Annotated in this window: 23 protein-coding genes; 22 read left to right on the top strand and 1 reads right to left on the bottom strand. The window is 38.5% G+C overall.

What is annotated here, in order from left to right:
• Window positions 1–17: 17 nt before the first annotated feature.
• Window positions 18–1208 (bottom strand): alanyl-tRNA editing protein, encoded by a 1191-nt coding sequence (locus tag J4G36_RS12725; RefSeq protein ID WP_210470771.1) that lies wholly within the window; start codon window positions 1206–1208, stop codon window positions 18–20.
• A 476-nt stretch (window positions 1209–1684) separates the two neighbouring features.
• Between J4G36_RS12725 and J4G36_RS12720 the strand changes: the two genes are divergently transcribed.
• The 22 genes from J4G36_RS12720 to J4G36_RS12615 all read left to right on the top strand — a co-directional run bounded on the left by J4G36_RS12720 (window position 1685) and on the right by J4G36_RS12615 (window position 22012).
• A complete protein-coding gene (locus tag J4G36_RS12720) occupies window positions 1685–1981 on the top strand; it encodes a WXG100 family type VII secretion target (RefSeq protein ID WP_210470770.1) in 297 nt (98 codons plus the stop codon).
• 140 nt (window positions 1982–2121) lie between these two features.
• Window positions 2122–5556 (top strand): type VII secretion protein EsaA, encoded by a 3435-nt coding sequence (esaA, locus tag J4G36_RS12715; RefSeq protein ID WP_210470769.1) that lies wholly within the window; start codon window positions 2122–2124, stop codon window positions 5554–5556.
• Window positions 5531–6031, top strand: a complete 501-nt coding sequence (essA, locus tag J4G36_RS12710; RefSeq protein ID WP_210470768.1) for a type VII secretion protein EssA — start codon at window positions 5531–5533, stop codon at window positions 6029–6031. The genes esaA and essA overlap by 26 nt, the downstream gene beginning before the upstream one ends.
• Window positions 6032–6044: 13 nt before the next feature.
• Complete coding sequence (locus J4G36_RS12705) at window positions 6045–6296, top strand: EsaB/YukD family protein (RefSeq protein WP_210470767.1); 252 nt, start codon at window positions 6045–6047, stop codon at window positions 6294–6296.
• A 30-nt stretch (window positions 6297–6326) separates the two neighbouring features.
• Window positions 6327–7595: a type VII secretion protein EssB gene (gene essB, locus J4G36_RS12700; protein ID WP_210470766.1), complete on the top strand. Its 1269-nt coding sequence runs from the start codon at window positions 6327–6329 to the stop codon at window positions 7593–7595.
• A gap of 26 nt (window positions 7596–7621) precedes the next feature.
• The gene (gene essC, locus J4G36_RS12695; protein WP_210470765.1) at window positions 7622–12130 is read left to right on the top strand and encodes a type VII secretion protein EssC; all 4509 of its coding nucleotides are present in this window, start codon (window positions 7622–7624) and stop codon (window positions 12128–12130) included.
• 24 nt (window positions 12131–12154) lie between these two features.
• Window positions 12155–12541 (top strand): chorismate synthase, encoded by a 387-nt coding sequence (locus J4G36_RS12690; RefSeq protein ID WP_210470764.1) that lies wholly within the window; start codon window positions 12155–12157, stop codon window positions 12539–12541.
• Window positions 12528–12827 carry a WXG100 family type VII secretion target gene (locus J4G36_RS12685; RefSeq protein WP_210470763.1) on the top strand — a complete coding sequence of 100 codons (300 nt, stop codon included), beginning with the start codon at window positions 12528–12530 and terminating at the stop codon, window positions 12825–12827. Before J4G36_RS12690 ends, J4G36_RS12685 begins: the two co-directional genes overlap by 14 nt.
• Window positions 12827–13525 (top strand): DUF5081 family protein, encoded by a 699-nt coding sequence (locus J4G36_RS12680; RefSeq protein WP_210470762.1) that lies wholly within the window; start codon window positions 12827–12829, stop codon window positions 13523–13525. Before J4G36_RS12685 ends, J4G36_RS12680 begins: the two co-directional genes overlap by 1 nt.
• Before the next feature lies 1 nt (window position 13526).
• Complete coding sequence (locus tag J4G36_RS12675; protein ID WP_210470761.1) at window positions 13527–13865, top strand: hypothetical protein; 339 nt, start codon at window positions 13527–13529, stop codon at window positions 13863–13865.
• A 4-nt stretch (window positions 13866–13869) separates the two neighbouring features.
• On the top strand, window positions 13870–15735 hold the full coding sequence (locus J4G36_RS12670) for a TNT domain-containing protein (RefSeq protein WP_210470760.1): 1866 nt from the start codon (window positions 13870–13872) through the stop codon (window positions 15733–15735).
• An 11-nt stretch (window positions 15736–15746) separates the two neighbouring features.
• A complete protein-coding gene (locus tag J4G36_RS12665; protein WP_210470759.1) occupies window positions 15747–16007 on the top strand; it encodes an Imm59 family immunity protein in 261 nt (86 codons plus the stop codon).
• Between the two features lie 228 nt (window positions 16008–16235).
• Window positions 16236–16610 carry a hypothetical protein gene (locus tag J4G36_RS12660; protein ID WP_210470758.1) on the top strand — a complete coding sequence of 125 codons (375 nt, stop codon included), beginning with the start codon at window positions 16236–16238 and terminating at the stop codon, window positions 16608–16610.
• 121 nt (window positions 16611–16731) lie between these two features.
• Window positions 16732–17097, top strand: a complete 366-nt coding sequence (locus tag J4G36_RS12655) for a hypothetical protein (RefSeq protein WP_210470757.1) — start codon at window positions 16732–16734, stop codon at window positions 17095–17097.
• 37 nt (window positions 17098–17134) lie between these two features.
• Window positions 17135–17404, top strand: a complete 270-nt coding sequence (gene bamE, locus J4G36_RS12650) for an outer membrane protein assembly factor BamE domain-containing protein (protein ID WP_210470756.1) — start codon at window positions 17135–17137, stop codon at window positions 17402–17404.
• A 129-nt stretch (window positions 17405–17533) separates the two neighbouring features.
• A complete protein-coding gene (locus tag J4G36_RS12645) occupies window positions 17534–19276 on the top strand; it encodes a hypothetical protein (RefSeq protein ID WP_210470755.1) in 1743 nt (580 codons plus the stop codon).
• An 11-nt stretch (window positions 19277–19287) separates the two neighbouring features.
• Window positions 19288–19602, top strand: a complete 315-nt coding sequence (locus tag J4G36_RS12640) for a hypothetical protein (protein WP_210470754.1) — start codon at window positions 19288–19290, stop codon at window positions 19600–19602.
• A 16-nt stretch (window positions 19603–19618) separates the two neighbouring features.
• On the top strand, window positions 19619–20056 hold the full coding sequence (locus J4G36_RS12635) for a hypothetical protein (RefSeq protein ID WP_210470753.1): 438 nt from the start codon (window positions 19619–19621) through the stop codon (window positions 20054–20056).
• Window positions 20057–20126: 70 nt separating this feature from the next.
• A complete protein-coding gene (locus tag J4G36_RS12630; RefSeq protein WP_210470752.1) occupies window positions 20127–20366 on the top strand; it encodes a DUF4176 domain-containing protein in 240 nt (79 codons plus the stop codon).
• Window positions 20367–20388: 22 nt separating this feature from the next.
• Entirely contained in the window at window positions 20389–20676 is a 288-nt protein-coding gene (locus tag J4G36_RS12625; protein WP_210470751.1) for a hypothetical protein, read from the top strand.
• A gap of 26 nt (window positions 20677–20702) precedes the next feature.
• Window positions 20703–21038, top strand: a complete 336-nt coding sequence (locus J4G36_RS12620) for a hypothetical protein (RefSeq protein ID WP_210470750.1) — start codon at window positions 20703–20705, stop codon at window positions 21036–21038.
• Window positions 21039–21286: 248 nt separating this feature from the next.
• Entirely contained in the window at window positions 21287–22012 is a 726-nt protein-coding gene (locus J4G36_RS12615) for a hypothetical protein (RefSeq protein WP_210470749.1), read from the top strand.
• Window positions 22013–22092: the final 80 nt, after the last annotated feature.

The raw sequence follows: 22092 nt of genomic DNA, 5'->3' as shown, positions 1-22092 counted from the left end.
GCGTTTTTTATTTGTATTTACACCAAAGAATTTTCCATAATCTGTAGCAACTCAGTCCCTGTCATACTGCGTTGTCCTCCACCTTGGACGAATGCATCGCTGCCACCGCCTTTTCCTTCAATGAAGGGAAGTGTTACAGCCGCCGAAACTTGTTTCATACTCTTTTCCACAGAAGCCCCACGTGCCGCGACAAATTGTAACCGATCTTCATTTTCAGCGACTAGGAGTACGGCGGTATCCTCAGCTTCCGCGACAAGCAATCGAGCCATTTTCTGCAACTCTTGAACAGTCCGTCCGGAATACACGGCCTTTACGAGTCCTTGACTTTTAGTTTGTAATAAACCTTTTACCTCAAATGTCAATAACTGTTCTTCTTTCTCATTCAATGACTTGACTAGCGTGTGATTTGCGTCGAGCAGCTTTTTAGTTGCGTCAATCACACCTTCTTCAGGCGCACTTAGTAATTTAGATGCTTCGGATAATATATGATTTTTCTGATGCAATTGCTGTAATATCCGACCGCCACAAACGAAATGGACGCGAACTTTCCCGCGATGTTTTTCCGTTGATAAAACTTTTATTCCAAGAACTTGTCCAGTCGAACTCGGATGGGTCCCTCCGCAGCCGTTATAGTCAAAATCAGGGATAATAACAAGACGAATTTCACCTGTCACTGCCAATTGCTTGCGAAGTGAATAATGATCTAGTTCATCTTCCGTAACCCATTTGGTTTCAATTAGTCGATTTTCCAAAATGATGTCATTCGCTAATTTTTCAACTGCTTCCAATTGCTTTGGTGAAACATCATCCGTGTCTAAATCAATCGTCAAAATTTCTTTCCCTAGGTGAAAACTCATAGTCGCAAATCCATATAGTTCAACGAATGACGCTGAAAGAATATGTTGACCTGCGTGTTGTTGCATATGATCAAAACGACGTGACCAATCAATAATTCCTGTTACCTCAAGCGGGGATCCGAGACTTTCCGCCAGGGTATGACGAATTTCGCCATCTACTTCTTCCACATTTAGTACCGGAACATCGTTCAAAGTTCCCGTGTCATACGGCTGGCCTCCGCCAGTTGGATAAAAGGCGGTGTTTTCTAATACAGCGTAAAACTGTCCTTCTGAATTCACTGATTCTTTACGCACGCGAGTGTTAAAAGTTTTACAATACGGATCTGAATAATAAAGGCGCTCACTTAACATTCCGGCAACTCCTAATACTTATTTTCCCCATCTTACCACGAAAAATATGTGAAAAGAAAAAACTTCTGATAGGTTTTTAATGCGCCCAGTCTTACAAAACAACTATGATTAGATAAACATTATTTTTGTGTTTTTATAGGGATAACACTTTAATTACGACCGATATTGGTTCCGTGTGACCATGAGTAAAGTAACGTAATTTAGTCTTTGTGCTTAATCCATGCGTGACTATATTCTTTCGATTGATATTATAGTCTCATTTTATTGATATATATGCCAATTTGTTATTAAAAAAATGATGTATCTAATATTTGATGCTTAAAGCATAGAACCAAATGACTGTTTACTAGCTTATGTCATAATGTTCGTTGACGGTGGAAAATTTATCATTTACTATAATGGTGAATAATGGAATGAGATAATTGTGTAAAATGGATAAGAAATTAATAAGAAAAGTTAAAAGGAGATGGGGAAACATGTCAGGACAAATTCGTATGAGTCCAGCTGAATTAGCGGACAAAGCAAAACGCTACGGACGTAGTGGGGACCAAATTGATCAAATCTTAAAGGATCTAACAATCCTGCAATCTGATTTGCAAAGTCAGTGGGAAGGTAAAGCATTTACGCAATTTCAAGCTCAGTTTGATGAACTATCCCCTAAAGTGCAAAACTTCTCTCACCTTATGCGTGAAATTGAAGGGCAATTAACGAAGACAGCAGATGCAGTAGCTCGACAAGACGAAGAGTTATCACGTAACTTTGGGCTTCGCTAAGTAAATTTAGGTAGAAAAATATACGAAGATTTAAAGGCATTTTACGAAGTTAGTCTAACAACGAGCCACGCAACTATTGTTGTGTGGCTTTTGTTCATTATAATCCAAGAAAAAGAAGAATAAGCGGGGGTAAATTGGAAATGAAAAGAATTGAGCGTAAGGTTTTATTGTTTCTTGTTATGGTGCTCGTCCTCTCCGGAGGAATTACATACTTAGCTCTCCACCAATCAACTGCCGGTAAAGCTGACAATGAGGTTTTGAAAATGACCGTGGCCATTGTCAATGAAGATCAAGGCGCAACATTCGATGGTGAAGCAGTTGATTTTGGTCGTGAATTCATTAAAAGTATCGAAAGTGATCCAACACACGATTGGTATGTCGTGAGCCGGGGCGTTGCTGAAAACGGTTTTGGGAATAATGCCTATAATATGATGATTGTTATTCCAAAAGACTTCTCCGAAAAGGCCTTATCAATAGAAGATGAATTTCCTGAAAAAATCAATCTAAATTATAAAATTAACGCAACTGGAAATAAAGATGTCGTAGCAGAAGCGGAAAAAACCGCAGGCGCTATTTTAGGGGACTTTAACCGTCGTATTATTGATGTCTATTTTGCTAGTGTCATTGGTAATTTACAAGATGCGCAGAAAAATATTGGTACAATCGTGGAGAAAGAAGCAGTTTATACGAGTACTTATAAAAAAGCGGTACATAGTCCTCTAATGCAATATACTTCGCAATTTGAAAACATCCAAGATAATACACAAGTATCAAAAGACAGTTTTGATGGTCTAAAAGAAATCTTGCTTGCATTTGAAGATGCCTTACAGGATGACGTGAATTCAAATGAAGACTATTTGACTGTTTTTAATGACTTATCGAACATGCATGAACTAAATACGGTTTCACTAAAAGATTTTTCAAATCAACTTCACAGCTTGGATAGTGGCATGCATAATCATGAACTTCTTCAACAACTACAAAACTTGGAACTAGCGAATAAAGCGATTTATGATCAATTTCAAAAAAGAAATGAAGAGAGCGGAAAAGCTACTATCCTTTCAGAAGCTTCCGCAATTCAACAATATTTTAAAGCGACAAATGAAAAGTTAAGTGGATTTAATGCAGATTTAAAAGAGACGCTAGAGTCTGAGTTAGATAAAAAAGTAGCTGGACGTTTAAAAACTGCCTTTGCCGATTCATTTGATGGCAAGGATATAAATTTAACTAATCTTTTTCAGCAACCCGATAATAATTTGCATGAAACTTTGAGGCGGCAAATCGCTAAATTGCCAACGCTAACTCCTAAAGACCTTGAAGGCTTAGGTTTATCTGAAACAAGCTTGACGCAATTGAATAACGTTATTGCTGTCACAAATAAGTATAATAAAGAATTTGTCGAGACACCGGTTCAACCTAAAAATAGTGTGCCGCTTGCCAATCAAATACAAGAAATCAAAAAACATTTGATGGAAAAGGGCGTAGTGGTGACGGACTCCGTTCAAATACCAGCAACCAAAAAATGGGGACAAGAATTTACACTAGCCATTCCTGACGCCTATGAAGTTGCAGGCGTATTTTTAACATTACCCGGTAAAAGTGAACGTAACTATACGAGAACCTATCAAAAATATAAAAGAATTAGGCTACAAGCCACCTCCGCAGATAAATTTGCTGTTCGAGTCGTTCTTAAATTAAAGGGAGATGCGGGCAGTGACATTGATGTTTTCCAACCGGTTACATGGAGTTGGAAGTTGCATCAAATGGATACTGGAGAGCTCGACCTGCCAGAGCCAGAGCCGGAACCCGAGCCAGAACCCGAACCAGATCCTGAGGACCCAGTAGAGCCAGGGGATCCAATAAAACCGGAAGAACCTGTAACTCCGGCTCCGGACTCTACCGAAGAAACGGCCGGCACTGAAAATAATGACGAAGGTCAAATCGAAGAAAATATTGTTCCGGAAAATAAAGATACTGATGAAAGTATTGGAACGGATTCAGCGGATCAGGAGGTTTTAACGGAAACAGAGGAACCAGCAGTTCCGTTAGTTCCATTAGTTCCAGCAACGCCAATAAAACCGGAGCCAGTAACAATCAAAGACAACTACATCACCCATAAAGTTCTGTCGCCACTTACAGATGATGCTACTAAAAAAGTGATTGGGGCTACTGCAAATACAGTTAGGGAATATCAAAAAACGCTCATGTTATATGGTGTTTACTTTGGTCTTGATATGGAAAGTCCAAAACTGATTCAGGACCTGGCAGAAAATAGTTTAGAGAAATTAGCAGCGAATAAAGATGCGTCACTCTATTATTTGTTCAATAAAAAAGACATCGTTGAATTATTAACAGATTACGTAGTAGGAAATATTAAAGGACACATCACAGCTCAAGTTCGCGAACAAGTAGAAGGACTACAAAGTGGAATTAACGCGTATAGCGCTCTCGTAGCGGATGCCGATCGTAATTCGCAAGAGATGACAGCTATTTTAAATGACACGACAGAACAGGCGCATGTGATGAATGGCGCGTTGGAAAAAACACTAGGTGAATTGATGGAATGGCGTGAAGCAAGTATTGCGTTGCTAGAAGAACAAGAAGCCATTGCTTCAAATAAAAACGAAGAGCAGGCGACACTTATTTCATTAGATGGCCAGTTCTCGTCCTTATTATCAGGAAGCCAATCGCTAGCCGAACAAGCAAAAGGTAATCTACAATCTGCGGATGGGGTATACCAAACATTTGACACGATTGATAATCAGGCAAAACTTATCCAAGAGAGCGGTGCGACTTTGGTTACCGAAGCCGACACATTGGCTACGAATATGACGGATAAGTTAATCGAAAATCAGAGCTTTGCAGATAACTTTGCAGGCGTGCTTGAAAACAGCCGAATCGGGGACAGGCCAAACGAAAATCTTTATAGCTTTTTGTCAAACCCTGTTGAATCAAAAAATGCCGGGGTGATTTCGACCGGGAATTCATTACCACCCTACTTCCTCGTCTTAATTTGCTTTATCGTGTCGTTATTTACTGCGTATGCAATTTCGACGAATGATAGAAAACGTATGCAAAAGGATTCATTTGAAGGGGAAAACACGTTAGTTGGCGGGAACATGCCAATCACTTTGATTACCGCAAGTATTGGCCTTGTGGAAGGTTTAGTCATAGGGATTGTATCAGGTAACTTATTAAATATTGCTTCGGATAAGTTTTTATTGTGGGTTGCGATCGTCGTACTGGCTATGCTTGCAATGCTCTTAGTAGCGACTTATCTATTAAGACAATTAAAAATGGTTGGGATGTTCTTGTTATTAATCGTGCTGAGTTTGTATTTGTTTTCAACAGAAGCACTTGGATCCGACTTTAATAAGTTATCGTTAGCATCCACAATACGTAAGTATTCACCACTGCAATATATTGAATCGCTATTCACAGGTCTGACTGAATACCAGGGAATTATTTTCATCCTCATTGCTTTGGCCGTACTGGCACTAGTTGCTAATTTATTTGTTGTGCGCTTTGCAAAGAAAGAGGGGATTATTGATGAGGGAGTTGCTGAAGGACTGTAGTATGTTCGTCGTTCTACTTGTAGGGTTCTTTGTGATGTTGCCGATCAGTTCTCCTGCCGAGGAGCCGTCCAGTCCTAGTGGTAAATTACGGTTTCAAACCGAGCGCATCGGGAAAGATGGAAAGTCGAAATCGCAGGTGGATAAAATGACGGAACTTGAGAAAAGTCTTCCTCACTTGTTTAGTGAAGAAACACAAACAGTGATTGAAGAAAGGCAAAAAGAATTAGATCAGGAAGCTGATGACTTAAGGCAAATGATTTTTGCTACTGAGCAAGAGCCCGACATCTCGACGCAAGAAATAATGAAAACATTATTCGCCAGTGATTACACAGTCCCTAAGGCGTCTGTGGCTAATGGCGATCTACATGAAAGTGACAGTGGAATAATGGGTAACACATTGTTTTCTTCATTAATCGGGATGGTCGTTCTCCTATGCGGCGGCATATTTGCTGTTATGAGAAAAATGGTGGAGTGAAAGGGAGTTAAACATGCCAAACGATACGCATATAAATGTGACTGTTGATTTTGGCAATTGGGGCGAGCCGGAATACGATTTACGTATTCCGGTGCACCAACCAATCAAACAGTTATTGATGAATTTAGTTGATACATTAAAGCTGGACCCTGCAAAGGCCTCGCTATGTGCCATTAAAATACCAACAAAAAACTTACTATTAACGGATGATGATCGGTTATTAGACTATCAAGTGACAGACGGCGATATATTAATCGTTTTATAACTGCTTAATTATCATAAAGGGGTTTTGGAAATGAACGAAAAAACAATCGAACTTGAGTCGATGACTTATCAGTTTGAAATAGAAAAAGATATTTGGAAGTTACGTCTCGCGAAATCGCAGACGTCTATTAAGGATTTTCGACAACTAGCGCTAATGACAGAACGAACAGATTTTTTTGTGCCTGCTGCAGTAGAAGAAGAACAGGATTCATATGTTTTTTCATATACAGTAAATGAAAAACTGAAGAAGTGGGCAGATATAGAAAAGCTTGGGCGCAACGACAAATTGCGTGCATTATGCAATGTAGGTAGATTTCAAGAATGTTTGCCTACGCGAACGACATTTTTTCTTCACCCAGAAAATCTAGTATTTAATGATAATCTTATTCCCTCTATCATTTATCGGGGCATTCGCGATTTAGTGCCGCCGTATACAAATGACTCTTCAAAATTTCTTCATCAGTATAAATGTCTGGCGATTGCACTTTTTTCAAAAAAGTATACTTTTGACGAACTGTACAATGGCTCAATAAGCAATGCGATTGAAACTGAATTCGAGCGCAAAGTTGTTGGAATTGCAGATGTTTCCGCACTTATAAGGTTTTTAGAAGAAAATTATGAAATTGAACAAAAGACAACCGAACAAACCATGCAACTTGTGCCGAAAAAACAGTTTCGTCTTTTTAAGCAACTTTCAATTATGATGATTGCATTATCGCTCATACTTACCGCTCCACTCGCTTATTTCAGCTTTGTTAAAATGCCATATCAAAACAAACTATTAGCCGCGCATCATGATTTTCTTGCATCGGATTATGGAAAAGTAATTAGTGATTTAGAAGGGCAAAAAGCTGAGAAATTACCGAACTCTACAAAATACATACTTGCTTATTCCTACATTGATGTAGAGGATTTAAATGATGCTGAAAAGTCAGTCATTATGAAAAATATTAGTTTGAAGAGCGACAGTAATTATTTATTGTACTGGATTTACAATGGTCGCGGAAAACTTGAAGAATCCATGGATTTGGCAAAATATATGGATGATCCAGTCTTGATTATATATGGTCTATTCAAACAAACCGAGCAAGTCAATAGTAATCCGAATATAACGGGTTCTGAACGTGAAGAGCAGGTTAAAGCATTAAAAGAGCAACGTGAAAATTACCAAGAACAATATAATCTGAAACCTGAAGAAAACTTAGCTAATCCAGAGTCTGACTATGAACCGGGGGATGTTGAAGAAGAAACTGAACCAGACAAGCCTGAATCAGACGATATAGACAAGACAGATGAGTAATGATTTGGTTGAGGAGGAAGAGCAAGATGGCACAACACATATTAATGCTTAACTATAAAAAAGAACTTCATAAAATCCAACTGCCATCAGGCGAATCAAAGTCGGTGACAGTTGGCGGTAATTGGTCCGACACTGTGACCTTTTTAGGTATGGAAACTCAACTTTCGATAAAATGGGACGGGGAATCTTGTTTTCTTGGAGAAGAACTATTGAAGCCGAACGACCAGGTAACAAAAGATGTTTCAAGTTATGATATGAACTTTTATTTACTTGAAGCAAATGAGTGGGCAATTTATGACATTGCTTCAACTTATAATTTAACGTTCGGTCCAAATGATTATGATGAAGTGAAAATCCAGAACAGCACTGTCGATTTCTTATTCAGTCGTACACAACTTGAAGAGGCATATGAACTAAAAGTATTCAGCGGCCGAGTATATCATAACCACTCTCTTGTAATTGGAAGTGTGATGCTTGAACCAGGCGACCAGCTTTATGTAGATGGTGTGCTCATTCAAATCGGTAGCGATGACATACAATTTCTTGCAGGCGAAAATCACGTGACAACAAAATTAGCCCGACTGATGGAAAAAGCAAACGAGTTTGGTGAGGATTATCCCGATTTTCATCGCTCTCCGCGGATTATATACCGTGAGCCTGAAGAGAAAATCGCTATTGCAAAACCGTCTAGCAAGCCGTCCAAGCCGAGTGAACAGCTTGGACGCATGATTGTTCCGCCACTTGTTATGATCGCTGCAATGATACTTGTGTCGTTTTTTAGAGCGAATGGAATTTTTATACTGGTTATGCTTTCGATGACGGTCGTTACGGTCATTTATTCAATAATGGCCTATGTGAAAAGTTTGAAACAATACCGTATCGATACAAAGGAACGCGATGTTAAATACCGTGAATATATAAAGACAAAAACAAAGGAATTATATAGCGCGAGTGAAGAGCAACGTCACGCGCTGAACTATCACTATCCTAAAATCGAAAAAATACGAGACATGGCATTAAGCGTCCATGCGCGAACGTATGAAAAGACAATGTTTCATCATGATTTTTTAACGTATCGTGTGGGTTTAGGTCAAATCGATTCGAGTTTTGAACTCGATTTCAGTGATGAGGAATTTACGCTAGAAAAAGATGAACTGGTGGATGCGGCACGTGATCTTCGTTCGCAATATTTGAGATTAGTAGATGTTCCCATCGTGACGGATTTAGTGAATGGTCCGGTTGGTTATATCGGCCAACGCGGTCTTGTATTGGAACAATTACAATTATTGGTTATGCAAACGGCGTTATTCCATAGTTACCACGACCTACAATTCATCACGATATTTCCAGAAGAAGAGAAGGCGGAATGGGATTGGATGCGCTGGTTGCCTCATGCAAGCATTCAGGCGACTAATGTTCGAGGATTTGTTTACCATGAACGTTCCCGTGATCAAGTACTAAACTCATTCTATCAAATCCTGAAAGAACGAAAGCAAGGCATTGATGAAAAAGGGAATAAAAACGAAAAAATGTATTTTTCACCTCATTATGTAGTCTTGATAACAGATGAAAAAATGATATTAGATCATATTGTCATGGAGTTTTTCAATGAAGACCCGACCGAACTTGGTGTTTCACTGGTGTTTGTTCAAGAAGTAATGCAATCACTGCCGGAGCATGTGAAGACCGTGATCGATATTCGTGATGCGAAAAACGGGAATATCATTTTAGAACAAGCCGAACTCGTCAATCGTAATTTCACGCTCGACCATTTTCCTACAGGTTTCAATAAAGAAGACGTTTCAAGAGCATTAGCACCGCTGAATCATTTACAAAGCCTGAAAAACTCGATTCCAGAAAGCGTGACATTCCTTGAAATGTACGGCGTAGAAAAAGTAGAAGAACTTGGACTAGCCGTGCGCTGGGCACGAAACGAAACCTATAAAAGTCTAGCGGTTCCATTAGGGTTACGCGGAAAAAATGATCTTGTCAACTTGAATTTACACGAAAAAGCCCATGGACCACATGGTTTGGTGGCAGGGACAACTGGATCCGGTAAATCAGAAATCATTCAAAGTTATATTATTTCTCTCGCGGTGAACTTCCACCCTTATGAAGTCGGGTTTCTCCTTATTGACTATAAAGGCGGCGGAATGGCGAACTTATTTAAAGATTTACCGCATTTAATGGGAACGATTACGAACCTGGACGGCGCACAATCGATGCGTGCATTAGCGTCTATTAAAGCGGAATTGCAAAAGCGACAACGCCTATTTGGAGAACATGACGTCAACCATATCAATCAATACCAGAAGCTCTTTAAACAAGGCGAAGCGAGCGAACCAATGCCGCATTTATTTTTAATCTCCGATGAATTCGCCGAACTTAAATCAGAGCAACCCGATTTCATGAAAGAGCTTGTCTCAACAGCCCGTATTGGTCGTTCACTTGGGATTCACTTAATTCTAGCGACACAAAAGCCAAGCGGTGTCGTCGATGACCAAATATGGTCGAACTCTAAGTTCAAACTGGCACTTAAAGTTCAAGACGCGAGCGACTCCAATGAAATATTAAAAACACCCGATGCAGCAGAAATTACATTGCCTGGCCGGGCCTATTTACAAGTCGGGAATAACGAAATCTATGAACTATTTCAAAGCGCATGGAGCGGGGCAGATTATATTCCTGAAAAAGAAGACCAAGAGTTAGTAGATACAACTGTCTACGCCATTAATGATTTGGGTCAATATGATATTTTGTCAGAAGACTTAAGTGGTTTTGGGAATAAAAAAGAAATTGAAATGATTCCAACAGAGCTTGATGCTGTCATTGACTATATCGACCAATATACAACGGCACAGAAAATTGAGCAGCTACCGAAACCTTGGTTACCTCCATTGGAAGAAAAAATCTTTCTTCCAGACTTGCACGAGGTCAGTTATGTGACGGCTTGGTACGAGGAGAAAAAACCGCTTGATGCAACAATAGGATTACTAGACATACCGGAAATGCAAGCACAAGAACCACTTTCCATAAACTTTTCTAAAGACGGTCATTTGGCGGTATTTGCAAGCCCAGGATTCGGAAAGTCAACCTTCCTTCAGTCAATTACGATGGATTTAGCAAGACAACACAGCCCAGAGAGATTACATATTTATTTAATCGATTTAGGCACAAACGGATTGCTTCCGTTAAAAGATTTACCGCATGTTGCTGATACGATAATGGTAGATGAAGAAGTTAAATTGAGAAAACTGATTCGTCGCTTAGGAAAAGATTTAAAAGAACGGAAGCAAAAACTAAGTCAATATGGTGTAGCAAACATTCATATGTATGAGCGTGCAAGTGGAGAAGAAGTTCCGACCATATTGTTAATCATCGATACGATAGATTCAGCGAGAGATGCCTCGTTTAATGAAGAATTCGAACAAATTACCGCTCAAATCGCTAGAGAAGGTGGAAGTGTCGGCATCCATTTGTCAATTAGTGCAGGTCGTCAAAATGCGATGCGACTCCCATTGCTTTCAAATATAAAAAATCAAATTTCACTCTACATGATTGATGAAACGGAACCGAGAAGCATAGTTGGTAGAACCTCATTAACGATTGAAGAAGTACCGGGACGGGGATTAGTAAAAATCGAACAACCGACAGTTTTTCAAACAGCATTACCTGTAAAAGGCGAGGAAACTTTAGAAATTATTGAAGAAATTCAACGCGAAAGCAGGGAGATGGTAAGCGCTTGGAAAGGCAAATTACCATTACCAATTCCGATGGTACCTGAGATTATCTCCTTCACTGAATTTATGGAAAAGCAGAAGACAAAAGCGATGATTGCAAGTGGTGGAATCCCATTTGCGGTGGATATGGAAGATGTAGAGCCGGTCGAGCTAAGTGTTGTAAAAGATCAAACTACATTAATATTAGGCGATTTACTCGATACTGTTGAAAACACTTTTGTAACACTCATTGGAAGTATCGCCAGTAACGAACTTATTGACATAGGCCTGATTGATAATGCATCAACAAGATTTGGCGCATTTAAAGAGAATGTGGATTTATATGCAAAAGATAGTGGAGAAATAGATGTTTTCTTAGAACGGTTACAAAATCTTTTTGAAACGAGAGAAGATGCATTTCGCGAAGTTCAGGCAGCAACTGACGGTCACGCAACCATCAATGATTTTCTAAAAGAAGTACGCCCAATGATTACTTTTATTACGGATGTCTCGTTTGTCATTGACGAAGTCTCACTTACAAGTCAAGAAACATTAGCGAAGTTAATTGAAGGTGGAGCAAGAATGGGCATTTACTTTGTTATAGGTGCTGCGCATGGTGCAATCGATAGACTATACGATGATATTTCAACGGTGTTGAAAAAACAAAAAGTTGGTGTGTTAATTGGTAGAATTGCGGATCAAAACATACTAGAAGTGATGAATCGATCGTACAAAGAGAAACACTTAGAACCATATGAAGCCTATTACATTAAACATGGAAATGCAGAGGAAATTAAAATTGTAGCGCCATTTTAATTTGAAAGAAAGAAGTGAGCACTTGTGTTCAGTTGGCTTTTTAGAACGGAAACTGAGAAGAAAAGAGATAACTATTACGATTTATACAAAAGCTTGCAAGATGCGTTAAAGGAACATAATAAAAAGGTTGCTCAAGCTGAATCCTCCTATTCAAGTTATATTAGCTCTGTTCCAAGTCTATCTAATTTCAAAATACCATCGAATGATTTTGATCCAAAACGCGAGGAATTGAATAGAAAGTTAAATAAACACTTTAGCGAAGAAAAACAAAAAAGAAGTGAACTAAATAGTGCTAGTAACCAAGCCTATCAGCGGTATGTATATTATAAGAATCTAGCTATCAGAGAAGCCGAAGCAAAGGCGGAAAAAGAACGTAAAGAAAGAGAGGAGCGACGCGATGGAGGCCGTTAAAATAGATGGCGCTAAATTAAATGAAGCACAGGTTGCGGCGAAAGCAATAGAAGCCTCTGTGAAAAAGACTTATGAAAGTTGTGAAAAACTTGCTGGTTACGTCCACTCCGCCAAATGGAGCGGAAAATCCAGGGATAATTTTTTAACTTACCTAGAAATTATTCAACTGTATCATAAGGACATAACTTCCGCAGTTGAAAAACAAACAAAAGCATTAAATAACTTAGAGCGCTATGTCGACGATTTTAAACGGGATAGTGCCGTACAGGAAGTGAGAAATTTATAATGCAAACGTCAACGGATACGTTTAACGTAGTTGAATTATATTTACTCGCTGCAGCATTTGGGGGGAATGTACTTTTCGGATTGCCTGAGAAACAAGTATTTCAATTAAAAGGTGAAGAGGTATTCGAAGAAGCGCATAACCGATTAATAGAAAAAGGAATATTATCCGCGGATGGAAAAATAACAGACGGCGGGGCACCAGTTATTCAGGCAATTGAGTATTACCATCAAAGCAAAAAATATGTGCGGATTAATAACTTAATGTTTGCGTTTCGAGAACAGGATGTTGATGAGTTGATTGTTTTATTAGAATTAGAGGAAAACAGAACTTATCAATTATTCGTTGTCTCAAAAGCACTTGTGTTAAGCATGTTGGGTGAAAAGTTTCCTGTTGTACTTAGAGAACCTGAAGAAGTAGAAAAGTCTTTTTTGAAAGAAAAGCTGTCCAATCATGAAAGGCGAGAAATAGAGAAATTTGAACCGGAAAGTATGTTCATGAATCTGGAGTATTTTCATTTAGACGAGGAACCTAGAGACATCTCCAATCCAGCTTATTATCAGCAATGGCTTATCTTCACGAAAAATGAAAAGTTAATTATGGTAGATCCCGTTAATAAAAACTATTATCATGCAAGTCAGTATTGGTTTTTGAAAATATTATTTGATGAGATGGAATTCCCTTACAAGGAGGCACGATAATATGGCTAATGCAATGGTTATGAGTAACGGAGGCGGCTCATCCTCATTAATTAACATCAATTCTGATGAGATGATTACAATCTTTAATTATCTGCAAGAGATTATTACTGAATTGGAAAGTAATGTGACACCTAATACAGAAAAATTAGGACAGATAAAATATTATTCTGAGGGAAAAGCTAAAAAAGCTATGGAAGTATACGCAGAAGCAAATGCAAAAGTGATGGATCTTCAAGATAATTATGTTCGTGCCCAGACATTGGTCATTGATATATTGAATACGATGATGGAGGCTGACGCCGCTATAGCCCAACAAATCTTCGCTAAACTGGAGCTGTGATGTGATGGATGTAAAATATGTCCCGGCAGACTGGGAAAAGATGAAATCAAGTATCGGTAATCTTATTGGGCTAGGCGTGTATGGAAAAGGTATGATTGACGATTTAAAAGATATTAGTTCCAATTTAGAGGACGCTGAATCGGCGATCGCAAAATATGACAGTGACGGCGTCATATCATTCAAACATACGGATAGGGCAAAAACCTATCAAAGTTTATTTGAAGATTTTAAGGTCCTGCATCGGTTTACCGGGAAGGTCGGCGATATCGTTGACCGGACAATTGATCAGCCGTTCTATGAAGATATTGACGCGTTCGTTGCAGAAGTGCAGCAATTATCCATTTCGAATTACAAGACAAAAAATCGAATTGGTGTCACGAAAATCGTTCATCTTCCAGGCTCGTATGAATCAACGGAAGTACTCAAAACAGAGGTTGGTTTGGATGATTTGTTTAGTGGTGATAGCTTTTACGCTGAACAAATGAAATTGGAATACGAAGCGTGGAAACAACTGAATGCTGATCAGGATATCACGCGAGAAGAGTACCAAATGGGAATATTAAACACGCGAGCTTTTGGCTATGAATCAATTCGGGACACACAAGAAAACAAAGAGTTTTGGGTAAATATTGCGGCACTCGTAGTCATTGTAGGCGTCGCAATCGTTTGTCCGCCAGCTGGATTGGCTTTGGGCGCAGTGTATGGTTCATTAGAATTGAAATCCGCCATATCCGGGGAAGACTGGGTATCTGGTCGAGAGTTAGGAACAACAGAACGTTGGTTAAGGGGTGCGCTCAGTCCGTTAGATCTTGTTCCCGGGGCTGTGGGAATTAAACGATTTAGTGGTGCAGTTAGAACCGCCAACCTAGGTGGAGACCTTGGACAGCTGGGGGTAAAGTCCAGTGTGAAAGCCAGTCTCCAAACTAGCCTGAAACATGTGGATGACATGGTCGTAACTGCGGGGAAACAAGCGACTACACGTTTGAAAAGTGCGGGAGCAGCGATAAAAGATACATCCAAAGAAGTGCAAGTCCAATTGTTAAAACGTGGGGTAGATGCTGGAAAACTAGCAGATACCAGCGTAACCGCTGTCAAAAACATTTTCCCGAACCGCCAAATGGGACTAGCAACAGACCAACTCGGTACCGTGCATATTCCCGCTGAGAACACGCATTTCTTGGAGAATGCCATAAAGGATAAGTTACGCAAGATTGAGGGCTTGAATGTTGATGGTAAGGTAGGAAGCGGAACTGGGAGGCATTTGGATGATCTGTTGAAACAAACAAAATGCTCTAGTACGGACTTGCATAACTATTTAAAGAATATTGACGCTAAATTAGCAGATGAATATGTAAAAACAGGAAAATGGCCTGTCGAAGTACAAGTTCCGAAGGATTCGAGAGTTTTAACATCTGATGGTAAAATAGATTGGTCTCAAGTGCCTAACGACGGGTTTAAACTAGATAAATTAAGTGAACCAATTAAGGATTCATACGTTCCAAAAGTTGGGGAAGTTATTGATAGATATGGTCCATCTGATGGCAGATTTACCTCACCAGTTGATGGTGGTACTCCATTTTCATATGACCAGCGCTCCTTGCCATATATAGAAGACGCTTCTAAATACCATCAATATGAAATTACAGGAGATTTTAGCAACATAAAAAGTTATTATGATGCGAGTCCGAGGATTGAACTTCGGAATGACATTGATGACTATATGAATTTTTGGGGTTTATCATTCGATGACCTGAAGATACAAAAAGGAGAAATTGCACCAGGGTTCGGTGCTGTAGGTGGAGGAATTCAATATCAATTACCTTTACCAACAAGTATGTTAGAGGGTCTGGGGTTATTAAAATCACTTTAGGAGGACATTCAATGAAATACGAAGAAGTGAAAAGAATTCTTGTTGAAAAAGGACTAACAAATTATAAACTTTTTGAAGCACCAAATTATGAGCCGAATAATGTTGGAATTATAAAAAATGGATCTGATTACGAAGTGTTTGCGACATCGGAGCGTGGAACTCCAGCGGGGATTAAGAAGTTTAAAACTCAAGAAGAAGCATTAGATAATTTCATTTCAAGAGTAGAATCATTAAATAGGTTAATAGCAAAAAATCCAAACTTATTTTTGTAGGTATTATCTTGGTGGATATTCATTTATTTTTTTCGATTATTTGATTATATGGTTCATTGTATTTTATAAGTCAATTAGGTAGTTCGATTTATTAAAAGAAATCGTATATAGATTTTTAGGAAAGAACCAACAAAGCCGCAACAAATAGTATGGGATTGTTGGGATTTATTTACTTTTTTATATTTTAGTTCTTAGGATTGTTGAAACATTGTTAATCACAAACCAAGAATGTTTACTGTTGACACTAAAGGATACTTTCGATTGCAAAGTAAGGGGTTCGAAATAATAAAAGATGAGGTCAAAAATGCACTTAAAGGACATTTTCAGGATAGAGTAGGAAGTTTTTCAGTCTTCGGACAAACGGATACTTCTTATACGATGTTTAGTATGCAATTTACATTGTATAACTACTTCAATATTATTCTAAATTATAATAGAGGGGCATTCGGCTGTTCAATTATCAATGGTGACGTAGGAATTAGTTTGGAAAATAGCCAAGAGTGGTACGATAAGGCGGATTTGGATGTATTTTTAAAAGAACTCGAACAGCAAATCGAATTAAGAATACCAGATAAATTTCTAGAGTTTAATGGTTGGAAATAACTTTTTGAATACAGGCATTAAAATTAAGGTGTTAGAGTCTTTGTTTTAATGCCTTTATACTTGGAAATTGAAATTGTTGGGAAATTTGTTATTACTACAGAAAATACAAAGGGGGAGCAAAATGAGTATACGTGTAAAGAGATCGACAGGAATGATGGGGGGAACTACCAAAGTAGCCTTAGAGGTGGATAATCAACTAGTGAAGAAATTGAAAAATAATGAGGAATATACCATTACTTCAGATGCGGAACAAGTAACGATGAAAGCAAAACAATTGATTTTTGGTAGCGAAGATAGGCAAGTAGAACGAGGGAGTACAGTTAATATTAAAATTAACAATAATGCTGTACTTCTTTACATCGTCTCTCTACTAGCGATGTTATTCGGTACAATGATTACACCCGTCATTACTATAATTGGTTTAATAGGAGCCGTAGTGACGGTCGTCTATTCAACTAAAAGATGGTTTAAATTAGAGGTCGAGTAATTATAGTTCGTAAATTTCAAAAGGAGATGCCTACAAAATGAAGAAAGTACTAATTTCCCTTATGTTAATTGCTTTATCACTCGCCATTGTGGCCTGTAGCAATAAAGAAGGCGTAGTTACAGAGGAAAAGTTCAATGCATTGGAAGATGGGATGACGAAAGACGAAGTTATTGAGTTGTTTGGTGAGCCATTAGAAGAAAAGGGTAATCAGTGGACTTACGATCTTTTGAAGGATGATAGAACTAGTGCGTTGAACATCTTTTTTAATGGAGATGAGCTAGCGGGATATACCACTGGATCAAAATAACAGGGAAATATCCAGGTTTACATCTAGCTTATGTTTTTTGGTTAGACCTACTCAGAGTAGTACCTACGGTGAGTGGCGCAAACGCCATCATCACCGAACAAATCATCGCGAAACTGGAGCTGTGATGTAATGGATGTAAAATATGTCCCGGCAGACTGGGAAAAGATGAAATCAGGTATCGGTAACCTTATTGGGCTAGGTGTGTATGGAAAAGGTATGATTGACGATTTAAAAGACATTAGTTCCAATCTAGAAGACGCTGAATCGGCGGTCGAAAGATATGATAGTGACGGCGTCATCTCATTTAAACATACGGACAGGAAAAACACCTATCAAAATTTGTTTGAAGACTTTAAAGTCCTACATAGGTTTACTGGGAAGGTCGGCGATATCGTTGACCGGACAATTGATCAGCCGTTCTATGAAGATATTGACGCATTCGTGGCAGAAGTGCAGCAATTATCCATTTCGAATTACAAGACAAAAAATCGAATTGGTGTTACAAGAATCGTACATCTTCCCGGCTCGTATGAATCAACGGAAGTACTCAAAACAGAGGTTGGTTTGGATGATTTGTTTAGCGGAGATAGTTTCTACGCAGAACAGATGAAATTGGAATTCGAAGCGTGGAAACAACTGAATGCTGATCAGGATATCACGCGAGAAGAATACCAAATGGGAATATTAAACACGCGAGCTTTTGGTTATGAATCGATTCGAAATCAACAAGAAAACAAAGAGTTTTGGGTAAATATTGCGGCACTCGTAGTCATTGTAGGCGTCGCAATCGTTTGTCCGCCAGCTGGATTGGCTTTGGGCGCAGTGTATGGTTCATTAGAATTGAAATCCGCCATATCCGGGGAAGACTGGGTATCTGGTCGAGAGTTAGGAACAACAGAACGTTGGTTAAGGGGTGCGCTCAGTCCGTTAGATCTCGTTCCCGGGGCTGTGGGAATTAAACGATTTAGTGGTGCAGTTAGAACCGCCAACCTAGGTGGAGACCTTGGACAGCTGGGGGTAAAGTCCAGTGTGAAAGCCAGTCTCCAAACTAGCCTGAAACATGTGGATGACATGGTCGTAACTGCGGGGAAACAAGCGACTACACGGTTGAAAAGTGCGGGAGCAGCGGTAAAAGATACATCCAAAGAAGTGCAAATCCAATTGTTAAAACGTGGAGTAGAAGCTGGAAAACTAGCAGACACCACTATAACCGCAGCCAAAAACATTCTCCCAAGCCGACAAATGGGATTGGCGACAGACCAACTCGGTACTGTGCATATTCCCGCAGAGAATACGCATTTCTATGGGAATGCCATGAAGGATAGGTTAAGCAAGATTGAGGGCCTTAATGTTGGTGGTAAGGGTGTTGGGACTGTTGGAGGTGCCGGATCAAAGTATAAAGATACACTTAAATACGAATATAATATGATTGAAAATCCCGGACCTTTAGCTAAGCTAGATAGCAAACCAATAAATAATTTTTATGGTGGTAAATATAATGCTAAAGAATTGCAAGAAGATCTAATTCTGTATCGCGCTGGAGAGAGTGGAGGTTTGACTATTGCGGGTAAAGAAAAAAATGCACTTGGACAGTGGTTTACAAATGATCGGGCAGAATCAGTAGCGAAGGTTCGTATTGATTTAGCGGTTAAATCCCAATGGGTTGATCCAAAAACGGGAGTGCTGACGGGCACTTCGCCGCTTAATGCGACTTATAAGATAAAAATACCTAAAGGGACGACGATATATGAGGGGCCTGTTGGATTTCAAGGGGGAGCATTCTCGGGTGGAATGGATATTAATCAAACATTTGTACATGAACCTTGGAAAATAAAAGGATTAGAGGTTTTAGAGGAAATACCATTGAAATAGGAGTGATTTGGATGGCGAATAAATTTGAGGATTTAAAAAGGTTGTATTTAAATTTACTTGAAATACTTGAAAAGTATGGAAGGGGTGAAATTGATATACAAATTCGACAAGTAAAGCAGATACTTGATTTTTTAATCAATCTTCCTTCTGTTGAAATTGAAGAGAAGTATATTAGTGAAGTAAGAAAAATGCACGAATCCCTGTTTCCACCAAGAGGCGGGTTATCAGACTTTTTCATTTGGTCTAATGACTATGACGAAAGAATTCGACTTAACGAACCATTGGAAAATGTAAGAAAAGAAATTTACGACATATTAAATCATTAATGATTACTTAAGAAAAGTGGGGATAAACGTTATCATCCCTGAACAAATCATCGCTAAAGCTGGTTTGTTGGCATTCTTTGTTTATTTTAAGCTCATTCCTACAATCGATGATCCTGGTAACCATATGCTGCGATTTATTTTTCTAGATCCGTTCATATGGTTCACCATAGGGATTATTAATATGTATATCATGCGAATATTTGGTTCAGGTTTTCGCAATAAACTGCTTACATACATCCCTAAAAAGAATGACGTTGTTATTAATAGAATAGCAACTTCTTGGGTTATTGATTTGGCGGGTATCGCCGCTACGATTTGGGGATGGTCCTATCTTCCTTGGTTTGTCACGATTATATTTTCATGGAATCCCTTTAATCCGACAATTACACAGGCATTTTTCCTTCTATGGACACTTTTGCCCATCATTCATTACTTTTCTCGATATTTTATGTAATGACGTTGGATCAAGACAATAATAGTTAGCTAGGCAGGGTTATGTTACTTTAGTTCTGGATTTAGTTTATATGATAATTAGTAGGGGAATTTTATTCGATGAAAATAACTTCAAGGACTATGGTGCCGTATTACTACCAATAGGATTGTCGAAAGACGGATATAAATTATTTGATGCAACTGATATTGAGATAGTTAAATTCCGTGGTTATGTAAATCGAACAGAGTCAGAATTCGAAGAGAAGTTCAAGATTTGGAGAAATGACTTTGCAAAAAGAGTGGACGAAGTAAGAGAGAATAGCCCCGAATAAAATAATATAGAGGTGGAAAAGTATGCAAGATTTTTTAAAAAGATATGATGCTTTAAGTTATATTTTGTTGGTAGTTAATGTTGTGGTATATCTTTTCCTTCCTTTTATTCTTTACGAAATGAATCTCGTATTGGTTGGAGTAGCTAGTGTCATATTTTTCACTAGCTTTATTTTGTCTATGGTAGGGCTTTTTAAAACGAAAAGAAAAAAAGAATTGTTATGGATATCTTTAGCAATTAGCGGAATATACATATTTTTCTTTTTTGCGATGTTGCTAGTTATTTTATTTATATACCTAATTAATAGCTAACGTTTTGGTAGCTTGGAGGTTGAAAAGTGGAAAGAAATAGTAAGGTTGCAAGTATACTTGCCTTAATTGGTGGCGTCATATCAATACTGTGGACTTTATTTGGTTTAATTTGGATGTTGTTAATGGGTGAGTCTGATTCCGTACTGCTTCTCATCTGGGGAGTCGGCGCTGTATTCCAATTTGCTTTTGCAATTATAGCAATCCTTTTAAGTATTAGAATCAAGAAGAAAGCAACGAAGTTACAGGGGATAATCCTTTTAGTCATGGGCATAACGACCATTATATTTCAATTTTTTATTAGCATATTATTTATTATTGCGGGGATTTTTGTTCTAATGCCTGATAAAAACGAGGTCAAATAAAATAATGATAGGTGCGGGTTGGCATAAGAAAAACCTTTCTAACGTTTTACAAGCAGTAGAAACAAAAAGCCTTATATGAACGCATAAGTAATTGAGAAGAAATATACATAAATGGGATATTAAAAGATAGTTGGAGGGGATATGTTACCTGAATTTTGGATTTCAAAATTAGGTTCAACATATCCCTGTCTTGTTTAAGCAGTAATAGATGGAATTAGTTAGCATCACTCATAATCGAGGTGAAATTAATGGGTAAATTAACGGAAGAAAGTTTTTCCGCCATCAAAGGAGAATTAATAGATGGTAGATTGACGATGTCTGGGATGAGGAGCTATCTTATTGGTCTTTTTTTTATGTCGGCTTTTTTTGTAGGGGTGTCATTAGCTGTAGCCAATGCGAATACAGTCGGCTGGGATACACTGTCTACTGGTTGGCATAGGATTTACTACGCTGAAGCGGTTTTATTCGGTATCCATTTGCTTGTACTCTTACTTTGTTGGTGGAATAACGCTTTTAGCCAAAAGCTGTTGAGTGTTGGTATGGTGATTTTCACGTATAAGGCAGCATTGGATCCTTATCTTACGTTCTTAATGTTCAGTAAAGATGAAGGTAATTATCATTTATACTTGCCGTTTATTCTTATTATTTTAGTTAGTGGATTGATACTACATATAGTTGTTTTAGTTAAATGGATCAACAGCTTAAGACCGAAAAATGGGCATGGAAGAAAGTCAAATGTGAAAAAAGGTTCGAAGCATCTCATATTATTTCCAGTAATCTTTCTATTAACCTCACTAACAACTCTGGTCATCAAAAACGGTATACTAGGGGATTACGAACTTGTTTTTGGTGTGTTTATAGTCACTGTAGTGTATCTGGGCCTGCTAATCGGCGCTTGTGAATTTATTATTGCGATGTATTGCGTTTTTAGATATCCCTCGTTTTCTGTGAAAAACTTTAATCTTAAGGAGTGAGTGATAAAGGGAAAGATACATAGGTTACAACTGTTCAGTTTTAAAGGAATGTAATGTTAGGTGGTTAACTTTCATTTGGT

This window comes from Sporosarcina sp. 6E9, assembly GCF_017921835.1.
Classification (GTDB): Bacteria; Bacillota; Bacilli; order Bacillales_A; family Planococcaceae; genus Sporosarcina.
Note: the sequence above shows the minus strand (reverse complement) of the source record. Positions and strands in the feature narration are given on the sequence as shown.